The organism is Microbulbifer variabilis (genome assembly GCF_052467165.1).
In genome coordinates this window covers 4,266,528-4,287,053 of record NZ_CP174301.1, presented here as the reverse complement: position 1 = coordinate 4,287,053, position 20,526 = coordinate 4,266,528, and the positions used below count along the sequence as shown (strand labels likewise).

Annotated in this window: 21 protein-coding genes; 13 read left to right on the top strand and 8 right to left on the bottom strand. The window is 51.5% G+C overall.

Translation table 11 applies throughout. The features are described from left to right. Nucleotides 1–2: 2 nt before the first annotated feature. The 3 genes from ACJJIP_RS19165 to ACJJIP_RS19155 form a co-directional block, all read right to left on the bottom strand. Nucleotides 3–1,196 carry a saccharopine dehydrogenase family protein gene (locus tag ACJJIP_RS19165; RefSeq protein ID WP_020411618.1) on the bottom strand — a complete coding sequence of 398 codons (1,194 nt, stop codon included), beginning with the start codon at nt 1,194–1,196 and terminating at the stop codon, nt 3–5. Nucleotides 1,197–1,253: 57 nt separating this feature from the next. Beyond that, on the bottom strand, nt 1,254–3,176 hold the full coding sequence (speA, locus tag ACJJIP_RS19160) for a biosynthetic arginine decarboxylase (protein WP_444945806.1): 1,923 nt from the start codon (nt 3,174–3,176) through the stop codon (nt 1,254–1,256). A gap of 246 nt (nt 3,177–3,422) precedes the next feature. After that, nucleotides 3,423–4,124, bottom strand: a complete 702-nt coding sequence (locus ACJJIP_RS19155; protein WP_444945805.1) for a DUF6515 family protein — start codon at nt 4,122–4,124, stop codon at nt 3,423–3,425. A 294-nt stretch (nt 4,125–4,418) separates the two neighbouring features. On the opposite strand from ACJJIP_RS19155, the gene panC reads away from it, so the two are divergent. After that, nucleotides 4,419–5,267, top strand: a complete 849-nt coding sequence (gene panC / locus ACJJIP_RS19150) for a pantoate--beta-alanine ligase (RefSeq protein WP_020411615.1) — start codon at nt 4,419–4,421, stop codon at nt 5,265–5,267. A gap of 14 nt (nt 5,268–5,281) precedes the next feature. Then, nucleotides 5,282–5,668, top strand: coding sequence for an aspartate 1-decarboxylase (panD, locus tag ACJJIP_RS19145; RefSeq protein ID WP_020411614.1), 387 nt, complete (start codon nt 5,282–5,284; stop codon nt 5,666–5,668). 44 nt (nt 5,669–5,712) lie between these two features. On the opposite strand, the gene ACJJIP_RS19140 is transcribed toward panD, so the two are convergent. Next, nucleotides 5,713–6,630, bottom strand: a complete 918-nt coding sequence (locus ACJJIP_RS19140; RefSeq protein WP_444945804.1) for a polysaccharide deacetylase family protein — start codon at nt 6,628–6,630, stop codon at nt 5,713–5,715. A gap of 180 nt (nt 6,631–6,810) precedes the next feature. On the opposite strand from ACJJIP_RS19140, the gene ACJJIP_RS19135 reads away from it, so the two are divergent. From ACJJIP_RS19135 to ACJJIP_RS19085, 11 genes are all read left to right on the top strand, one after another. Further along, entirely contained in the window at nt 6,811–7,296 is a 486-nt protein-coding gene (locus ACJJIP_RS19135) for a 2-thiouracil desulfurase family protein (RefSeq protein ID WP_444945803.1), read from the top strand. Nucleotides 7,297–7,353: 57 nt separating this feature from the next. Then, nucleotides 7,354–7,719 (top strand): cupin domain-containing protein, encoded by a 366-nt coding sequence (locus tag ACJJIP_RS19130; protein ID WP_444945802.1) that lies wholly within the window; start codon nt 7,354–7,356, stop codon nt 7,717–7,719. 243 nt (nt 7,720–7,962) lie between these two features. Beyond that, nucleotides 7,963–9,900, top strand: a complete 1,938-nt coding sequence (gene acs / locus ACJJIP_RS19125) for an acetate--CoA ligase (protein WP_444946939.1) — start codon at nt 7,963–7,965, stop codon at nt 9,898–9,900. A gap of 194 nt (nt 9,901–10,094) precedes the next feature. After that, nucleotides 10,095–10,511 carry a RipA family octameric membrane protein gene (locus ACJJIP_RS19120; RefSeq protein ID WP_020411609.1) on the top strand — a complete coding sequence of 139 codons (417 nt, stop codon included), beginning with the start codon at nt 10,095–10,097 and terminating at the stop codon, nt 10,509–10,511. Nucleotides 10,512–10,742: 231 nt separating this feature from the next. After that, the gene (locus ACJJIP_RS19115) at nt 10,743–11,120 is read left to right on the top strand and encodes a VOC family protein (protein ID WP_020411608.1); all 378 of its coding nucleotides are present in this window, start codon (nt 10,743–10,745) and stop codon (nt 11,118–11,120) included. A gap of 40 nt (nt 11,121–11,160) precedes the next feature. Further along, nucleotides 11,161–11,544: a DUF6632 domain-containing protein gene (locus ACJJIP_RS19110; protein ID WP_444945801.1), complete on the top strand. Its 384-nt coding sequence runs from the start codon at nt 11,161–11,163 to the stop codon at nt 11,542–11,544. A 156-nt stretch (nt 11,545–11,700) separates the two neighbouring features. Further along, on the top strand, nt 11,701–13,200 hold the full coding sequence (locus ACJJIP_RS19105; protein ID WP_444945800.1) for a catalase: 1,500 nt from the start codon (nt 11,701–11,703) through the stop codon (nt 13,198–13,200). A gap of 54 nt (nt 13,201–13,254) precedes the next feature. Further along, complete coding sequence (locus ACJJIP_RS19100) at nt 13,255–13,725, top strand: ankyrin repeat domain-containing protein (RefSeq protein WP_444902326.1); 471 nt, start codon at nt 13,255–13,257, stop codon at nt 13,723–13,725. 160 nt (nt 13,726–13,885) lie between these two features. After that, nucleotides 13,886–14,872 (top strand): SrkA family protein kinase, encoded by a 987-nt coding sequence (locus tag ACJJIP_RS19095; protein WP_020411604.1) that lies wholly within the window; start codon nt 13,886–13,888, stop codon nt 14,870–14,872. 1 nt (nt 14,873) lies between these two features. Further along, nucleotides 14,874–15,701 carry a serine O-acetyltransferase gene (gene cysE / locus ACJJIP_RS19090; RefSeq protein ID WP_444945799.1) on the top strand — a complete coding sequence of 276 codons (828 nt, stop codon included), beginning with the start codon at nt 14,874–14,876 and terminating at the stop codon, nt 15,699–15,701. 81 nt (nt 15,702–15,782) lie between these two features. Beyond that, nucleotides 15,783–16,583: a GNAT family N-acetyltransferase gene (locus ACJJIP_RS19085; protein WP_020411602.1), complete on the top strand. Its 801-nt coding sequence runs from the start codon at nt 15,783–15,785 to the stop codon at nt 16,581–16,583. A gap of 37 nt (nt 16,584–16,620) precedes the next feature. Here ACJJIP_RS19085 and epmA read toward each other — a convergent pair whose 3' ends face one another. The 4 genes from epmA to ACJJIP_RS19065 form a co-directional block, all read right to left on the bottom strand. Further along, on the bottom strand, nt 16,621–17,574 hold the full coding sequence (gene epmA, locus ACJJIP_RS19080) for an EF-P lysine aminoacylase EpmA (protein WP_020411601.1): 954 nt from the start codon (nt 17,572–17,574) through the stop codon (nt 16,621–16,623). Nucleotides 17,575–17,627: 53 nt separating this feature from the next. Next, nucleotides 17,628–18,200 (bottom strand): elongation factor P, encoded by a 573-nt coding sequence (efp, locus tag ACJJIP_RS19075; RefSeq protein WP_020411600.1) that lies wholly within the window; start codon nt 18,198–18,200, stop codon nt 17,628–17,630. 282 nt (nt 18,201–18,482) lie between these two features. Continuing rightward, a complete protein-coding gene (locus tag ACJJIP_RS19070; protein WP_020411599.1) occupies nt 18,483–19,277 on the bottom strand; it encodes an aldolase in 795 nt (264 codons plus the stop codon). 167 nt (nt 19,278–19,444) lie between these two features. Beyond that, on the bottom strand, nt 19,445–20,155 hold the full coding sequence (locus ACJJIP_RS19065; protein ID WP_020411598.1) for an iron-containing redox enzyme family protein: 711 nt from the start codon (nt 20,153–20,155) through the stop codon (nt 19,445–19,447). Nucleotides 20,156–20,526: the final 371 nt, after the last annotated feature.

Below are 20,526 nucleotides of genomic sequence, written 5' to 3'. Positions count from 1 at the left end.
AATTACTGGAAGGGTTTATCCAACCAGGTTTCCTGCCAGGGTAGGCCGTACTTATTCAAGTCGTCCATAAAGGGGTCTGGGTCCAACTGCTCCATATTCCATACACCCGGCTTCATCCACTTGCCCTCCATCATCATTTTGGCACCGATCATAGCGGGTACGCCGGTTGTGTAGGATATCGCCTGGGACTGCACTTCTTTGTAGCAATCCTGATGGTCGCAGGTGTTGTAGACGTAGTAGATCTTTTCTTTGCCGTCTTTGGTGCCCCGGATAATGTTGCCGATGCAGGTCTTGCCTTTGGTCAGCGGTCCCAGGCTGGCGGGATCAGGCAGCATGGCTTTGAGGAACTGGATAGGCACAATTTCCTGGCCCTGGAATTGCACTGGCTCGATGCTGGTCATGCCGACGTTTTGCAGTACTTCCAGGTGCTTCAGGTAGCTTTCCCCAAAGGTCATCCAGAAGCGCGCGCGCTCGATTTCGGGGAAGTGCTTGGACAGGGACTCAAGCTCTTCGTGATACAGCAGGTAGATGTCTTTGTCACCGATACCTTCTGGGAAGTTGAAGATACGTTTCTCTTCCATTGGTTTGGTGGTAACCCACTGGCCGTTCTCCCAGTAGCGACCGTTGGCGGTAATCTCGCGGATATTGATTTCCGGATTGAAATTAGTAGCGAACGGCAGGCCATGGTCGCCGGCATTACAGTCGAGAATATCCAGGGTTTGGATACGATCGAAATGGTGCTTCTTGGCGTAGGCGGTAAATACACTGGTTACACCGGGATCGAAACCGCTGCCCAGCAGTGCCATCAGGCCGGCCTTCTCGAACTTCTCCTGATAGGCCCACTGCCATTTGTATTCAAACTTGGCCTCTTCCGGCGGCTCGTAGTTGGCGGTGTCCAGGTAGTGCACGCCGGTTTCCAGGCAGGCATCCATGATGTGCAGATCCTGGTAAGGCAGGGCCACATTGATCACCATGTCCGGCTTCACTTTCTCGATCAATTTGACCAGCTCAGGTACGTTGTCTGCATCTACTTCGGCAGTATCGATTTTGCGCGGCAGCATGGCTGCAATCTTGTCACACTTGCTCTTGGTGCGACTGGCCAGGGTGATATTCTCAAATACATCCGCAACCTGGGCGCATTTGTGCGCAACAACCTGGCCGACGCCGCCGGCGCCGATGATCAGTACGTTGGCCATAAAGGTCTCCTCAATCTGCAGCTTTTCTTGCCGCTATCTTCTCAAAGGCGCAGGGCCTTATTTTTCAAAATAGGTGTAACCGCTCATGCTAGCGGTATAGGTCTGTAGGATCTGCTTGCGCTGCGCGGCGGTAATCAACCCCTGTTTTACCGCACGCTCCGCCAGGCGACGGAAGCGCTCGAACAGCACTTTGGGCTGGTATTCTACGTAACTCAGTACGTCTGAAATACTATCGCCGTGAATCTCGTGGCTGAAGTCGATACTGCCATCGTTCTGGATTCGCACGCTCACTACGTTAGTATCGCCAAACAGGTTGTGCAGGTCGCCAAGGGTTTCCTGATAGGCGCCGATCAGGAAGGTTCCGAGGATATAGTCCTCACCTTCTTTTAGCTCGTGCAGTGGCAGAGTTTTCTGTTCTTTTTCGCGGCCAATAAAACGGTCGATCTTGCCGTCGCAGTCACAAGTGATATCGGCAATGATGGCTGAACGTGTCGGTGCTTCGTTCAAGCGGTGGACCGGCAGAAGAGGGAACACCTGGTCGATGGCCCAGATATCCGGCACCGATTGAAATACGCTCATATTCGCGTAGTAAATATCCGACAGAACTTCTGGTAGGGCCTGTAGATCCGCTGGGATTTCCTCAGCCTCATCGAGCAGTTTGCGAATTTCCTGGGCGCCCTGCAGGAACAGGTTTTCCGCATTGGCGCGTTCGCGCAGGCTCACCTGGCCATGCAGGTAAAGGGAGCGCAATTCATCGCGGTAATAGAGGGCATCGTTGTAGCTTTCCTGCAGGTTTTTTGGAGTGATATTGCGCACCGCATCCTGCAGGTTGAGTAGCATCTGGTGATCGCCGTCACTGATCTTGGTATGTTCGAGCTCCACCGGTTCAAAACGGGTGGTATCGAGGATATCGAACAGCAACACTGAGGAGTATGCCACAGTGGCGCGACCGGACTCGGTAATAATCACCGGGTGTGCCACGCCCTCACTGTCGAGGGTGCCCATAATGGCTTCCACAACATCCACACAGTACTCATCCAGGGAATAGTTCTTGGAGTGTGTGTAGTTGGTTTTCGTGCCGTCGTAGTCCACTGCCAGGCCGCCGCCCAGGTCCAGGTAACCCATGGGGGCTCCTTCCTCCACAAGGTCGGCATAGTAGCGGCAGGCTTCCAGCACACCGGTGCGAATATCTCGGATATTCGGTACCTGTGAGCCCAGGTGGTAATGCAGTAGCTTGAGACAATCCAGCATATCGTGATTGCGCAATTGGTCGACCATGGCAATCAGGTCGTTACTGCCCAACCCGAAGATACTGCGGTCGCCGCTGGTGGCATTCCAATAGCCCCCCACTTTGGAGGCGAGTTTCACCCGCGCGCCGATATTGGGTCGTACCTGCTCGCGTTCCGCACAACGAATAATGGTCTCTACTTCGGAGGGGGTTTCCACTACAAAGAAAACCTGTATACCCAGGCGCTGTGCCTGCAGGCCGAGGTTAATAAATTCCTCGTCCTTGTAGCCGTTGCAGACAATCAGGGATTCGGTGTTATCCAGAATAGATAGCGCCGCAATTAGCTCCGCCTTGCTGCCGGCCTCCAGACCGTGGTTAAAGTGACTGCCAGCAGTGGCGATCTCCTCGATCACCTGACATTGCTGGTTCACTTTGATGGGGAAGACTCCACGGAATACGTTGCTGTAGCCACAGTTGTCGATAGCGCGAGCAAAGGATTCGTTGATGCGGGCGATCTGAGCATCGAGCAGGTTTTCGATACGCAATAACAGCGGCATGCCCAGGCCGCGTTCGGTGGCGCCGCGGGCAATCTCCATCAGGGAAACACTGTAGGACTCTCCGTTTTGGCCCTCTACCTGAACTGAAATTTCACCGTTTTCATTTAGATCGAAATAGCCGGCGCCCCAGTTGCGGATGCCGTAGAGTTCGGCCGAATCTTCGCAAGTCCAATCTTTTACTTGTTGCTGTTTCATGGCGCCTTTCTGTTGACCTTTGGCGGGCGCGAATCTTGGGCCCAGCAGGGCTGGAAAGCAATAACTATAGATAAAAAAACGCTAATTTTTGATACGGCAAAACCAAATGATTGCTCAGTCAATTTGAGAGGTATTTGCGTGCTGTGACAATGCTGAATTTTTGATCGGATTTGAGGGGTATGGAAGTAGGGGGAATAAAAAAGCGGCCCGAGGGCCGCAGGAGCGGGGGGGGGGGGTGGTATTGGGCTATAGCAGGCCGGGTCGTGGCACTACACGGTAACCGCGTCGTACATCGTCCCACAGATAGTAGGTATCGTAAGCGACGTAGTAGTTGTGGCCGCCGACAATCACGGTGAGTGCTGAGGCTGGCAAACTGTGTACTATGGCTCCATGGGGCGCATGGGTTACCACATAGCCGTGGGATGCCGGGCGGTAAAAAATACCCTCGCTGTAATAGAAGCCGGCTGCACCGATGCTAATACTGACGAAGTTGCGAGGCAGGTGGCGCCAGCGATAGCCATAACCATAGTGCGTCGGACGGTGGTGGGGGCGATGACCGCGATAACCGTGGCGGTAAAGGGGCCTATGAGCCGCGCGATGCCCATGCCGATGGCCTTTTCTGTGGCCTTTCTTGTAGCCTTTGTTGTAGCCATCATTGTAAGCATGGCGAATTTCGCGGCGATGTTTGCGTTCTTCCCTGCGCTGTTGTCTGCGCTGCTCTTTCTTGCGCTCCTGCCTGCGACGCTTTTTTTCCTGCTGGCGATCGTAGTGCTTATCGTGATGCTTTTTATGACTGCGCTCAAAATGACGCTGCTCACGTTGAGCTCTCCCTTGCCCATGATGGTCGTGGTCTATTGCACGCTGGTATCCCTGGTTGACTTCGGACAGCGCTGGGGTTGCTATCAGCAGCAAGCCCGCAGTAGCGATGGCGGTAGCAAGGTGTCTCATGGCAGCACTCCCGAGCACGAGTGGCTCTGTTATGTCGTTTGAGGTCTTTTGTGTATCTTGGCGGGCAGTTTGCCTTGGCGGGTCTGAACACTTCCTGAACTGTAGGCAGACCTAGTCAAAAGAAAGGCAGCTGATGGGGGTGACTGACAATCCATTTGTCAATGTTTTCTCCAATCTGGGGAGTTGAGCGGTACACTCGTCGGAAACCTATAGATAGCGGCGATTTTTGCTCTGTTGAGACACCCGGTCGCAGCGAGTATTATGCCGCGCTGATTCACAGTGAGCGGTAGAGAGATGCAAGTCTTCCACCACGTAGCGAGCCTGCGCGAGACGCTGGCCAAAGCCCGCAGGGACGGCAAGACCGTTGGGTTCGTGCCTACGATGGGCAACCTTCACGATGCCCATATAGAACTGGTCAGGATTGCCCAGCAACATTGCGATCTGGTAGTGGTGTCTATCTTCGTTAACCGCCTGCAATTTGGCCTGAACGAGGATTGGGACAAGTATCCGCGTACCATGGAGCGGGATATGGCCAGGTTGCGCGAAGCCGGGTGTGATTTCCTGTTTCATCCTGATGAGAACGAAATCTACCCCAATGGCATGGATCAGCAGACCCGTGTGGTTTGCCCGGCTATGACCGATGTACTTTGTGGTGCCAGCCGTCCCGGTCACTTCGAAGGGGTGACGACGGTAGTGGCCAAGCTTTTCAATATTGTACAGCCGGATAAGGCCGTATTTGGCATCAAGGATTTCCAACAATTGGCGGTGATTCGCCGCATGGTGGAAGACCTGTGCATGCCAGTGGAAATTGTTGCGGCCCCGGTGCACCGGGAGGTGGATGGCCTGGCGATGAGTTCCCGCAATGGTTATATCACGGTGGATGAGAGGCCCAAGGTTTCTGTGTTGAACCAGTCGCTGAACTGGGCAAAAGACGAGATCATTGCGGGGCGTCGGGACTTTGCCGCCCTTGAAGAAGAGGCGCGCAAGCGTATAGAAGATAGCGGTTTTCGCGTAGATTATTTCTCCATCTGCTATAGCAAGGATTTACAGCCGGCGGCAGATGACGACAAACAAATTACGATTCTGGGAGCGATGTATACCAGCGCTGCACGCCTGATCGACAACGTTTCCCTGGAACTTTAAAGGGGCATCCAACTATGCAAATCGAAATGTTGAAGTGCAAACTGCATATGGCCGCGGTGACCCAGGCTGAACTCTGGTATGACGGCTCCTGCGCAATTGATGGAGAGCTGGTGGAGCTGGCCGGTCTGCGCGAATTCGAGAAAATCGATATTTATAATGTGAGTAATGGTGAGCGTTTTCATACCTATGTAATCCTGGCCGAGCGCGGCTCAGGAATCATCTCTATGAATGGGGCTGCAGCTCGCCGTGTCCAGGTGGGCGATCGTATTATTATCGCTTCCTATGCGCAGATGACCGAGGAACAGGCTGATAGCCATAAGCCCAAGCTGGTCTACCTGGATGAGAAAAACAAGGTTGAGCGCAGCACTAATACTATTCCGGTTCAGTTAGCGGAAGCCTGATTCTTCTCGCTACAGGGCGTTGTGCCCTGTAGCATCTCTGCCGCTTATTGACCAGACATTAATAACACTTCCTGTTTAAACCTCTTTTCCAGGTAGGACTCATCCAGGGTGTAATGCCAGAGGTTTTTCTTTTGTCCTTTAGCTAGAGCGATTTCGCCAATTCTGCCGGGGTTGTATTTAATTGGTTGACCGAGTTGGTAATCAGCGATGGGGTCCTGATAGGCCTCTTCCAAAGAAATTATTTCCCACCCCTCCAGCCTTAGTCGCTGAGCCAGATCGCCAATAAACAGTGCTGTGATATCCATTTCATGCAGCAATATTACGTGTTTGGGTGAACGTCCGAGATATTTAATTGCCATATCATCGTAGTAATTAATACTTGCCATAAGGACGTCGACATAAAAGTTGGAGAGTCTCTCCAAATCAACCGGATTCCCATCTTTCACTGCCGTTTGGAAAAGCTCTTCGATATACCAGTCGTAATTATTTAAGGTGATATAGGCATTGAGATAATTATGTTCCTGCAACAGGTTTCGCATGCCATCCCGTTTTTCGACAGTCTCCCCTTCGCGCAGGTAGGGGAAGCGAAAATAAGGCTTAAAATTGTCAAATTGCTGGAGTAACTGGTGTGCCTGTAGAAACTCCTTCTGGTAGGTGGGTAGCTCTGTATTTAGAAAGTTTGGATGGCTGTGAGTGTGATTGCCAATAATATGTCCGGCTCTGTCGTATAGGCGCATTCGCTCCAAGCCTTCCTTGTCCAGGAACCGGGTATTGGAAAAAAAGGTCACTTTGCCAATCTGATGCTCTTTCAGGCTATCAATTAACGTTTTGGTTCGGGTTGGTCCATCAAAGTAGCCATCGGCTTTACGAGGGGCATCATCGAATGTAATTGCCAGTTGCTTGGCGTTAGCCACAGGGGTTGTTAACAGGCAGATTATCAACAATAAGATTGAACGCTGCATGATTTCTGTCTCTAATGAGTTTATGTATGGGCAGTTCGCTAGGACCGGTTTAACCTGTCTTGCTAATCAGGCTTTCTGTCTCAATCTGCTTGCCAGGCAACTTATCCTCACCGTGTAATCTAAAGTACACTGACCATTGAACTGGATTCCCTATTGTGTCTACTTTGGCCGCAGGTGTATATGACCCAAATACTAGTTAGTTCCTGCCTCCTGGGGTGTGCCGTGCGTTACAACGGTAGTGATGTTGAGGTCTACAACAGTGATTTTGATTGGCTTGTGGAAACCCAGGAGATAGTTCCTCTGTGTCCGGAAGTTGCGGCCGGACTGCCTATTCCGAGAGCGCCGGCGGAGATCAGCGGTGGTAATGGAGCAGACATTTTAACGGGTGCAGCCAGAGTTATAGGAAGCGAAAAAAAAGATTTAACCGACCAGTTTTTGTTGGGGGCTAAACTGGCCCTCAAACTATGTCGTCGACATAATATTCGTTATGCAGTGCTTACTGAAAACAGTCCGTCTTGCGGCAGCGGTTATATTTACGATGGCAGTTTTTCAGGAAAGAAAATAGTCGGTGTTGGTGTCGTATCTGCGCTTCTTGAAAAATCGGGAATACAGGTATTTAGCCAGCATACTGTGGGTATTCTCAGAAAACTTATCGGTTCTTCTTGACCAAATTGAGTTTTGAGCATAAATAAATTTAGACCAATGATAACTAGGCATCAAAAAGTGAGTTCTGAAGTTGTCAATTTTAAAGAAAAGCTGAGTCTTTTCTCGGAACACTGGTCCCCTAAGGTAATTGCCCAGATGAATGATTACCAGTTAAAACTGGTGAAAATCCAAGGGGAGTTTACCTGGCATGATCATCCCGATACCGATGAAGTATTTATTGTAATTTCGGGCAATATGGAGATTGAATTTCGTGATAGTGTCATTTCTCTGGGGCCCGGTGAGGTGACAGTAGTGCCTAAAGGTGTGGAGCATAAACCTAAGGCTGAACAGGAATGTGAAGTCCTGCTGATTGAGCCCAAAGGGGTTGTTAATACCGGTGATGCCTGTGGAGAGTTAACTGCTGAAAATGATATCTGGATTTAATCGGTATCTGCATTTTCTGCAATAAACAGGCGATTTATTAACCGATTTTATTCCATTACCCTCTTTTTTGTTGTGGCTTTATCTTACAGGGCCTGCATAGAATTATCGCCTACCAATACACTGGGCTGTGAGATGTGGAGATTATTTCGCAGTGGCTATGTTATAAAGTGGCAAGAATAAAGCTCTAATAATTTCAGGTTTCTCTAAGCTGGCCTTGCTGCGCTAATAATAAAGGAGAGGATGATGTCTGAAGTGCATACCCGCCCGGTTCCCCCCAGTTTTGCTGCCAACGCGCTTATTAGCGCTGAAGACTACGAAAGAATGTACCGCCAATCGGTGGAGAGCCCAGAGGCATTTTGGGCGCAACAGGCCAAGGACTTTTTGCAGTGGGACAAGCCGTTTACGCAAGTTCTTGAGGAGGATCTGCACAAAGGCCACGCCGCCTGGTTCTCTGATGGTCAGTTAAACGTAACCGTGAACTGTATTGACCGACATCTGGCCAACCGTGGCGAGCAGACAGCGATTCTTTGGGAAGGGGATGATCCCGCGGACAGCAAGGCAATCAGCTACCAAAGCCTATACGAAAATGTGTGCCGGCTGGCCAACCTACTGAAGTCCCGAGGGGTTAAAAAAGGGGATCGGGTTTGTATCTATATGCCGATGATCCCCGAGGCAGCCTACGCTATGCTCGCCTGTGCCCGTATCGGTGCGGTGCACTCGGTCGTGTTTGGTGGCTTCTCCCCGGTATCCCTGAAAGATCGCATCCTCGATTCCGATTGTCGCCTGGTGATTACTGCTGATGAAGCGGTCCGCGGCGGCAAGCGAGTGCCCCTGAAAGCCAATGTGGATAAAGCATTGGCAGACTGCCCCAATGTGCATACGGCGATAGTGGTTAAACATACGGGCACAGCGGTGGACTGGGACAGTAAGCGGGATATCTGGTATGCCGAGTCCGTGGTCGAAATGGAAAGTGACTGTCCGCCAGAAATTATCGGCGCAGAGGACCCTCTCTTTATTTTGTATACCTCCGGATCCACTGGAAAGCCCAAGGGAGTTTTACACAACACTGCTGGCTATCTATTGATGGCCACTATGACTTTCAAATATGTATTCGATTACAAAGAGGGCGAGGTTTTTTGGTGTACTGCTGATGTTGGTTGGATCACAGGACACAGCTATATCGTCTATGGACCCCTGTGCGCTGGCGCTACGAGTTTAATGTTTGAGGGAGTACCCACTTACCCCGATGCATCCCGGTTCTGGCAGGTTGTAGATAAACACAAAGTAAATAGCTTTTACACGGCGCCGACAGCAATTCGCGCGCTGATGGGAGCCGGTGATAAATTTGTAACAGGTACGGATCGAAGCTCATTACGTCTGCTGGGTACCGTTGGTGAGCCGATTAATCCGGAGGCCTGGGAGTGGTACTACAAGGTAGTTGGCGATGAGCGCTGCCCAATTGTGGACACCTGGTGGCAGACTGAAACTGGTGCCCATATGATCACCCCTCTGCCTGGAGCTCTGGCACTTAAACCCGGCTCCGCTAGCAAGCCATTCTTTGGTGTCCAGCCGGCGCTTTTAGATGGGAACGGCAGGGAAATTCATGGTGTAGGTGAGGGTTCTTTGGTGATCAAGAGAAGCTGGCCCTCAATAATTCGTGGAGTTTACGGAGATCGCCAGCGCATGATCGATACCTATTTCTCCATGTATCCCGGTTATTACTTCACCGGCGATGGGGCGCGCAGGGATGAGGATGGCTACTACTGGATTACAGGCCGCATAGATGATGTATTGAATGTGTCCGGCCACCGCCTGGGCACTGCGGAAATTGAGAGTGCCTTGGTATTGCACAATGATACGGCGGAAGCGGCAGTCGTTGGCTATCCCCACGATATTAAGGGGCAGGGCATTTATGCTTTTGTTACTTTGAAGTCAGGGTGCCTTCCCTCTGATGCGCTACATCAGGAGCTTATAGATCTCTGTTCCAAAGAAATAGGTCCTATTGCCAAGCCCGATTTCATCCAGTGGGCACCTGGATTACCAAAAACCCGCTCGGGCAAAATTATGCGTCGTATTTTGCGTAAGATTGCTTGTAATGAGCTGGATAACTTGGGAGATACCTCCACACTCGCGGACCCTTCAGTAGTTGACGAGCTGGTAGAGCATCGCGAAAATCGCTAATAGAGACTTACCACATCAATGCTTTGATTAGTCGCCATAGCGCGCTGAGACATAATGCAAAAGCCGGGTTTAGCCCGGCTTTTTTACTGGCAGTAAAAACAGCCATTTTATAGCTGACAAGGCTTGAACATAACGACAAGCTTTTAGCAGATTGGGGTAAGCCCAGTTACTCAATGCAGTAAAGGAGAATCCGTTTGGAGCAGGGACAGTATCTTTGCGAGCACTACCGTTTTGCCGCAGATCAGCGACTCAAGGTATTTAATTTCTTTGTGGTATTAACCATGTTTGTCGAGGGGGGCATCTTCACCGCGGTAGAGAAAAACTTTCATCCCCTTATCCTGGCTCTGCTGGGCGGATTTGTGGTAATCCTGGTAACTGTATTCTGGCTAATGGATATCCGAAGCCGTCAACTACTTAAACTTGCTGTGCCGGCTCTTAAAACGTTGGAGCAGAATTTTCCAGAGGAAGCCAGGATCTTTTCCAATGACGCAATACGCAGGGGGGATCTCGCTCGATATACGTTTGCATTTCGTGTGTTACTAGTCGGCCAGCTTATCTTTGGTTTTGGGGTGGCGGCCTATGGATTACATCATTGGTATGTCACCCCTTAGGTGATGACGTGAATACTAAATTTTTCTGGCCAGTTTTCCTGGCCAAATTAGATATATTATTTGAGATTTGTATACGCAATGGCATTCTCTACTGAGTTTTTTGTTCGCTTAAAGACAGTCTCATAGGCTGTAAAAGCCGACATGATTTTCCCCAAAAAGGGCACACTTCAATCCGCTGGACTATCTTGCAGGTTGTCGATATTGCCGCTGCTTTACTTTGGAAGCTTATGCATGTTGGACCATATCAAAATTCCAGTTCAGGACCTTGCGCGTAGCAGTGACTTTTACCGCCAGTCCCTCACTCCTCTGGGATATGAGCTGGTGATGGAGTTTGATAATTCTGCCGGTTTTGGCTGGGCGGATAAACCTGAGTTCTGGATCTATAGTAGCGGACCTGCCAGCGGACAATTACATATCGCATTTCGCGCGGAAGAGCGCGAGGTGGTGCGTGATTTCTACCGGGCCGCGCTCCAGGCCGGAGGCACCGATAATGGTGTGCCCGACGTCTATGAGCAGTATCATCCAGACTACTATGCGGCCTACGTTTTAGATCCCGATGGCAATAACCTGGAAGTGGTCTGCCATCTTCCAGGCGACCTGCAGGGCTAGCTGAAGAGCTTAACTTAACTGATAACTGCTGGAGAGCTTTATGGATGATAATGCTCGCGCCAAGTATCTGTCTATTGCGCTGGTTGTTGTTGGCTTGATTTTTATTCTGGCTATTTTTCCAATGATGATGTGGATATGGCCTGCGGGATGGGGCTGGACTCCTCGACAACCGGAATATGAGCAGATGATAATGGGTGTATATGCCACCCTGGGAGTATTTCTAATTTGCGCGGCCAAAAACCCGGCGGCTAATGCCAGCTTAATTTGGTTTACTATTTGGTCGAGTCTGGTGCATGCAACCATTATGTTAATTCAGGCCCTTGTTGATGTTACAGAGCGAGAAAACCTGATGGGAGATATACCTGCGCTTTATTTGGTTGCTGTAATCCTTTGGTATCTGATGCCCAAGCATGTGAAAAAATAACAGGATAATTGAGGGCATTATCTCTGGGGTAATTCAACTTTCTCTCTCAATTAATCCCCGCTATAAGAACGATAATAAGGTCCAATTTCCAGCTTATTGTTCGCCCCTATAAGCTTTTCCCCTGTGATAGAAACAACTACAGGGGCAAACCCAGCGATGAAATACCTTCCCTTATTTGCATTAACTATTGGCCTCATAGGAGGCGCCAATGCTGAGACACTTACCCGCGATAATGGTGCGCCGGTGGGTGATAACCAGAACTCCCAGACTGCAGGAGAGAATGGCGGTAACCTATTACAGGATGTGCACTTAATTCAGAAATTGCAACGCTTCGCGCGAGAACGTATCCCTGAGAGAGTGGTGCATGCGCGAGGAACCGGAGTTCACGGTGAATTTGTGCCTATAGCGGATATCAGCCACTTAACGCGCGCTGCGGTCTTTGAGCCCGGTAGCAAAACTCCCGTGTTTGTGCGCTTTTCTACTGTAATTCACTCTAAGGGTTCACCGGAAACCCTGCGCGATCCGCGTGGATTTGCCACCAAATTTTATACAGAAGAAGGTAACTGGGATTTGGTAGGGAATAACCTGCCGGTATTTTTTATCCGTGATGCGATTAAATTCCCGGATATGGTTCATTCGCTGAAGCCCTCCCCGGTGACTAATCAGCAGGACCCCAATCGCTTCTTTGATTTTTTCAGCCACGTGCCGGAATCCACCCATATGTTGAGTTGGGTCTATTCCGATTACGGTACACCAGCCAATTTGCGTCAGATGGATGGCTGGGGCGTTCACGCCTATAAGCTTGTTAATGACAAGGGTGATGTGAATTATGTGAAATTTCATTGGAAAACCCGTCAGGGTATTAAAAACCTGAATGCGGAAGAGGCAGCGGAAATTCAGAGCAAGGACTTCAGTCATGCTACCCGCGATATGTATGCGGCGATTGAAAAGGGCGAATATCCCCAGTGGGACTTGTATATTAAAGTGCTGAAGCCCTCGCAGCTGAACAGCTTTAATTACAATCCGTTAGATGCCACCAAAATGTGGTTGGACGTGAAAGAAACCAAAGTCGGCACTATGACGCTCAACCGTGTGCCCACTAATTTCTTCCAGGAAACCGAACAATCCGCGTTTGCGCCAGCCAATATTGTTCCCGGTATTGAGCCATCTGAAGACCGCTTGTTACAGGGGCGTGTGTTTTCCTACTCTGATACTCAAATGTATCGCCTGGGCGCCAACCACCAGCAGTTGCCGATCAACCGCCCCCGCGTGGCGGTAACCAACTGGAATCAGGATGGAGCAGGCAATTACGGTCAACAGGCTTCTACTGTGAATTACCAGCCGAGCCGCATCGATGTGCGCAATGAGGACCCGAAAGGCCTTTACAGCAGTAAACCTCTAAGTGGTCGCACCCAGCAAAAGGCGATTGAGAAGAAGCTGCCTTTTGCTCAGGCGGGTGCCTTCTATCGCAGTCTGAGCCCGGAAGAACGCCAGAATCTGATCGAAAACCTGGCTGGCGATCTGGGTAAAGTGCGCGATGACAATACCAAGCACATTATGCTGAGCTACTTCTACCAAGCCGACAATGATTACGGACAACGCCTGACCAAAGCTGTTGGTGGAGATTTGGTTCGAGTCAGGAAACTGGTTCAGTAAATTTAGCTGGAGAGCGGGTGGCTTTGTCACCCGCAATATTTGAGAGATGCAACTATGAGATCAATATTATCCACGCTGCTCTTACTTGCCCTGGGTGTTCAGGCCGAAGAGCCAGGAAATGCCGGCTCTGGTTTTGCCGAACTCTCCCGGTATTATTTTGCTGCGGCCAGGGTCGGTGATACTGAAGTATTGCGTGAATTTTCTGAAGCGGGTTTTCCTCTGGACGTTCGCAATTCCAAAGGCTATACGGCCCTTATGATTGCTACTTATAACGGCAATGCGCAGGCGGTGAACTACCTATTGCAAAAAGGCGCTGACGCCTGTGTACAGGATCGGCGTGGGAATACTGCTCTGATGGCGGCGGTTTTCCGCGGTGAATTTGCCCTTGCCCGCACTTTACTTAAGCAGGATTGTGATCCACAGCAAGCCAATAAAGCTGGGCACTCTGCAGAGGATTTTGCCAAGGTGTTTGGCCGCGACCGCGTAGTTCAGCTATTGCAGCAACAGCGGGAAAATGGCGGTTAAAATTGCATAGAGCACGGCTGGTACGTCAGAGTGCCGAACGGCAACACTGCACTTATTTTTCTACTGAGGCCACAGCCAGGCATAACAATCTAATTCAGTGTTTGTCCCCGCCCCTGCCACCGCGTTAGCATAGCCAGCTGCAATCCAGTTGGTACCCGCTATGGCCCAGAATCACCATCCCTACGAAGCCCTCACGCCGGACGTGGTGATTGACTGCGTTGAGAGTAGTGGGCTTGTCTCTGATGCGCGTATTTTCCCTTTAAACAGCTATGAAAATCGCGTTTACCAGGTGGGTATTGAGGGTACGGAACCACTGATCGCCAAGTTTTATCGCCCGGATCGCTGGAGCGATCAGCAGATATTGGAGGAGCACCAGTTCACCCTGGAATTGGCAGAAGAGGAAATTCCCGTAGTGGCGCCCCTGCAATTTGACGGACGCACCTTGCTGGAATCCCAAGGTTTCCGCTTTGCGTTGTTTCCCCGTCGCGGTGGGCGCCAGTTAGAAATGGATAATTTTGATCACCTGGAGCAGGTGGGGACCATGCTTGGACGCATCCATGCTGTAGGTAGTGCTAAGCCGTTTAGCCATCGCCCGTCCCTGACCCTGCAGCACTTTGCCATCGACAGCCGCGAATTTATTCTCGGTGGTGATTTCCTGCCCTTGGAGAACCGGGAGGCCTATGCCTCCGTTACGGGTCATATCATTGAGCAGGTGGCCCCACTTTTTGAGCGTGACTGGGATCTGTTGCGCCTGCACGGTGACTGCCACAGCGGCAACTTCCTGTGGCGCGATGACACCCCCTGGTTTGTTGACTTGGATGATTGCCTGATGGGGCCGGCTATCCAGGATATTTGGATGTTGATCTCCGGCAACCGCGCTGAGCAAACTGCATACCTGGACACGGTTCTCGAAGGTTATGAAACCTTCTATCGTTTTGATCCCCAGCAGTTACAGCTGGTGGAACCGTTGCGTTGCCTTCGCCAGATGCATCACGCTGCCTGGCTGGCACGTCGCTGGCAGGACCCGGCATTTCCCCAGGCTTTCCCCTGGTTCAATACGGCCCGCTATTGGGCTGAACATATACTGGCATTACGCGAGCAGCAGTCAGCGCTGCTGGAACCTCCACTGACACTGGGAGCGGTCTAACATGGAAAAACCCGCAATGAATGTCACCTGCGCAGAGGCAAAGGCGGACCTGTTATGGGAAAGAATTCGTACTGAAGTAGCGCAGCAAGTAGAGCAGGAGCCCATTCTCGCCAGCTTTCTGCATGCCACTATTCTCAATCACAGCTCTCTGGAGGCGGCGCTTAGCTTTCACCTGGCCAATAAACTGGATAACGCTGTAGCACCAGCATTGTTGATCCGCGAAGTGATCGATGAGGCCCTGGAGGCGGACCCAAGTATTGGTCACGCTGCCCGCGCAGACCTGAATGCTATTTACTTGCGTGACTCTGCCTGTAACTCCCTTTTTGAGCCCTTTTTATATTTCAAGGGCTTCCACGCGCTGCAGGTATACCGGGTGGCACATTGGTTGTGGAAACAGCAGCGCCGCTCACTGGCATTATTTCTACAACATCGGGTATCTGTAGTGTTCAGTGTGGATATTCACCCCGCAGCTAAGGTGGGAGAGGGGATATTATTGGATCACGCGACCGGTATTGTTATCGGTGAAACCGCAGTGGTGGAGAATAATGTCTCCATTATGCAGTCGGTGACCCTGGGTGGCACTGGTAAAGAGAGTGGCGATCGCCATCCGAAAATCCGCTGTGGCGTCCTGATTGGCGCTGGTAGCAAAGTACTTGGCAATATTGAAGTGGGTGAATGTGCCCAGGTGGCCTCCGGCAGTGTGGTACTAAAACCGGTCCCGGAAAAGACACTGGTGGCTGGGGTACCTGCCAAGGTTCAGGGGCCGGCAACTTGTGCCCAGCCGGCTATGTCCATGGATCAATGCGCCCTTTCACAAGTGGAAAAGTAGCGATTGTTACTCCGTTTGTATTGAAACAACGGGGTAACTTCTTCCCAAGGGAAACGGATAAATGGAACTATCCTTGTACCCATGAAATACAGTCTCAGCGCCAAAAACCTCGTCTGTCGAAACCTCGAGAACCACGCCAGCTATTGTGCGGGCTTACTCAATCCAAATCACACCAAGGAAATCACCGGAATAGTGCGTAGCGATAGTGGTCTACTGTCGGGTCGTCTCAACCAGGTGGTCTCAAATTCGGTAATGCCACCGCGTATACTGCAACGGTTTGCGCTGGATTATTTTGCTGAGCGCCACAGTCCTTTTACCCTTTGGCACAGTGCCTCCAAGCCTCAGGATGACAGCGCCTTGGCAGAAATGGGTTTGCAGCGCAGGCAGTCGCAAGTGGCTATGGCGGCAGAGATCCAGCGCCTCAGCCCGGATGCTGCGGCAGGGGCAGATGAAAATGAAAAATTGGTGATATCCCCCGTAAAAAAAGAGGATCTCGCCAGCTATGCAGAAGTACAGGCGGCTGGGTGTGGCAGCGTCCAGGAAGGGGCGCAGCTGAAAAAGTTTTATCGGGCGTTGGTAGATATACCTGAACAGAAACGTGCGCGGCTCAAGTTTGTTCTCGCGCGCTTGGAGGGTACCCCAGTGGCGGCGGGTTGCCTGTTTGCCTCCGCCGATGCATTGGGTCTTTATGACCTCGTTACGTTAGAGGCATACCGGAGCCGTGGAATCGGCCGTGCACTCTTTCGTCACTTGCTTCAGCAGGCCCAGGCCAGCCACCATCGCAGCCTGGTGGCACTTGCGCCGGCGAATAAACAGCAACTGCCTCTGGATTGTGGTTTTTTTGCTGTGGGCGAAGTAGCCCGCTATGTTTACTCTCCCTAACTTACTGTACACGTTAGTGAATAGGTATCAGTAGAATTTAGGCGCGCTCTATGGGGAAGGCGATGACATCCTCGATAGAGTCATAGCCTCCTGCCAGCATCAACAGGCGGTCCACCCCTAAAGCCACACCTGCACATTCGGGCATGCCCTCTTGCATGGCAGAAACCAGGCGTTCTTCAAAGGGGTTTGCAATGCGGTTATGGGCCCTTCGGTAGGCCAAGTCTGCCTCGAAACGACGTAGCTGTTCGGTGCTGTCGGTCAACTCCCAGTAGCCGTTTGCCAATTCCAGCCCTCCGACATAGGCCTCAAAGCGACGCGCGACCGGAATGCCCTGTTCGTCTGGAATCACTTTGGCGAGTGCGGCCTGGTCAGCGGGGAAGTCGAAGAGCAGGGTAATACCCTCGCCCATGGCGGGCTCCAGGCGATGACTCATCAGTAGATCGAGGCATTCGGCACGCTCGACAGGGGTAAAGGACAACTCCACTTCCCGTTCGACACAGGCGATCAACTCTCTGTCGCTGGCGCTGTGGGGGTCCAGTTGTAGTTCACGCTGAAAAAGCGCGCGATAACTGAGGGATTGCACCTGGGAAATACCCAGTACCTTGCGGAGTAAGTCTGCTACCTCATCCATCAGGCGGTGGTCATCCCAACCGCAGCGGTACCACTCCAGCATGGTAAATTCCGGATTGTGGCGGCTACCTGCCTCGCCCTGACGAAAGGCTTTGCCCAAGTAGTAGCAGTCGCCAATGCCTGCGGCCAGCAGCCGTTTTAAGCCGAACTCCGGGCTGGTGGCGAGGTAGGCGGGAGAGCCAATACACAGGGCACTGATAGATTCGATGTGTGGATCGCTGGTAGCGCGGCGTGATAGCACCGGTACGTCCGCCTCCAAAATCTGGCGTTGGGTAAAAAAGTGGCGGATCTTTGCTAGCAGCGAGGCGCGTTGGCGCAGGGCTTTAATGGTGGCGCTGGGGCGCCATAGGTCAGTAGTCATTGAAGTGGCTCAGGCAGCGGGCGGCCGGGTGGCCGCCCGCAGGGAAGGAAAAATCAGTCTTCTTTGGCGCGGCCCAGATATTCGCCGGTGCGCGTGTCCACTTTGATGGTTTCGCCAATCTCCAGGAACAGGGGCACCTTAACTACGGCGCCGGTAGCCAGGGTAGCGGGCTTGGTGCCACCCTGGGCGGTATCACCGCGCAGGCCAGGGTCGGTGTCAGTGATTTCAAGGATCACATGATTGGGGGGGGTTACTGCCAGCGGTACACCGTTGTAAAGGGTCACAGTGCAAATATCCTGTTCCTTGAGCCACTTAGCTGCATCCCCCACGGCATCTGTACTGGCCTGGTGCTGTTCGAAAGTTTCTGGCTCCATGAAATGGTAGAACTCTCCATCGTTGTAGAGGTATTCCATTTCGCGATCCATTACATCCGCGCTTTCCAGGCTCTCGCCGGAGCGGAAGGTACGTTCCCAAACTCGTCCGGTCTTCAGGTTGCGCAGTTTTACGCGGTTAAATGCCTGGCCCTTGCCAGGTTTTACGAACTCGTTTTCCACGATAGAGCAGGGGTCGCCGTCCAGCATTACCTTGAGGCCGCCCTTAAATTCGTTGGTGGAGTAACTAGCCATAGCAAATAGAGCCCTTATAAGTCGTTTATCTATATGATTTTTAACGAGTTTTTCTTCCCGTTCAGGCCGGGTAGCTCTGTTGGCTGCCGCCAAATCTGATAGCTGCGAGCGACTCGTTCGGCTCCGGCGCAAAGAATTCACCGGCAGCCCTGAAAAGATGGGGCGAGATTATACAGGAGGGGGGCGCCTTGAACGAAGCGCTACGGCTGGGCCTAGTGGTAGATTTGAAGCAGTCCGCGAACCGCAAGGCTTGCGGACTGAAGAGGGTGACAGGAGTGTGTATCAGCTCAGGGGGTTATCGCTGGTGTTATCAATGTCCCGCAGCAGGCGCCTGGCGTAATAGGCAAAGGTTGCCTGGCTGCGCTTTTCCTGCAGTATCCAATCGTGAGCCTCGCGGCCCAACTCCGGCGCTATGTCCTGAATGGTACCTGCAGATTCCGCCAGCATCTGCAGCTGGGCGGCACGCTCGCATTGCAGGGCCATGGAGCAGGCTTCCTCCACCGAGCGACATGCGATGATCAGACCATGGTGGGCAAGGAGAATGGCACGTTTGTCCCCTATTGCCTCCGCAATAATTTCGCCTTCGTTGTTTCCTACCGGTACGCCGGGCCACTCTTTGAGGAAAGCGATATCCTCATACAACATGCAGGCGTCCATATGGGAAATTTTCAGTGGACGCTCCAGCATGGACAGTGCGGAAATATGAATTGGGTGGGAATGCACAATACACTTTACATCCGGCCTTGCTCGGTAAATCCAAGTATGAAAACGGTTAGCGGGGTTAGCCATCCCTTCACCGGACAGGACATCAAGGTCTTCGTTGACTTCGAGCAGGTTGGATGCGGTAATTTCATCAAAGCCTAAGCCAAGGCGCTGGGTATAGTAATTGCCCGGGGTTTCTGCGCGGGCTGTAATTTGCCCTGCCAAACCGGAATCGTGCCCATGAGTAAATAAAATGCGGCAGGTAAGTGCAAGCTTCTCCCGCAGGGACCATTGGGGCATGTCCAAGTGTAGTTTCATGGATTTGCTGGCGCGCTCAATAAGCTCGCGTTTTTGCATGGATAGTGTTTCAGCCATGTTGTACTCCAATGCTGATAGCATAGGATTTCGAGGGGCACTGTCTTGCAGAATGCCTCTAGAAAAATCCCATTTTGAATTTATCGCAACAGGTGTGGGGTTAGTGCTATTGCCTTCACATCCTTGTGCAGTGCCCAGCTACTTTTTAGTTGCTGGGCACACACGGCTTAGGCAGGGATTGCCTGGACTTGCTCTGGGGTCATGGCGTGGTAGGCAGTTTCGATCGAGTCAAAAAACTGCTGGCGGGCTTGTACCAGGCGGCGGCCTGCATCCAGCATAACGTCGAGTTGCGAGGCATCCTGACTGCCGATCTCGATCATAATGTCACGAATGGTTTCTGCATGACCATCATCACATTCAATGTGCAGCAAGAAGAAGGTGAGATGTTTGTCAGCGATACCACAGGAGCGGAAGCCGGCAACAATATCGCTGTACAGATCCGGTACCAAGGCTTCGGCTCCCAGACACAGTGCGCCCAGACCGGAGCTTGCTCGCAGGTCGCGACAGTGCTGGAACATAGTGTCTATCAAATATTGAGTGCCCGGCAGCATTTCCGCATTTTCCAGGCTCAAGCCAAAATGCTCGAGGGTTTCACGGTAAATTTCTGCATGTGGCTTGGGGCTGTCCGGCTCCAGGCCAAGCTCCTCCATCAGGTTTTCTGCCAGTTCGTGAACTTCTTTATTACTGGGGAGATTTGCCATCATCGCACACAGGTAACGCACGAAGTAACTACTGTAAATTCCCTGTTGTACCAGGAAAATTTTCAGCTCTTCTATGGTTACAGAGCCATCGCGGCAGCGCTTGAGGAAAGGATGAGCGCGGGTCTGCTCAATCAGTAAATCTTTATTTGCCTCAAGTAATTCGAGCTGCATTTCCATCGAATTTTTCCTTTTTGTAATTCCATTTTTCTGCAGGGCTAGGTTATTACCCCGATTTAATTTTTATTGAAATTCGAGTGCACTGAATTCAAGAAAGACAAGGTTATTATTGCTTTGTCTTTGGTTAAATTAACACCGTATTAACCCTGTTGGGAATGGGGGAATTATGAAGAATTTCCTAAAGAAATTTGTACGAAAAGTAATATTTTCAATTTGATAGTTATTTTTTTACTAAGCGTGTTTCTTTATTCAAGGATAATTCTTTGTTCTCTCGGGCGATGAAGTTGCCGCTTCGCTTCCAGGCCAAGCCCATAGGGACCTGCTGGGGCGAACCGTATTGCTACTACTGTTTTCTCAAGCCGTTTGGCGCT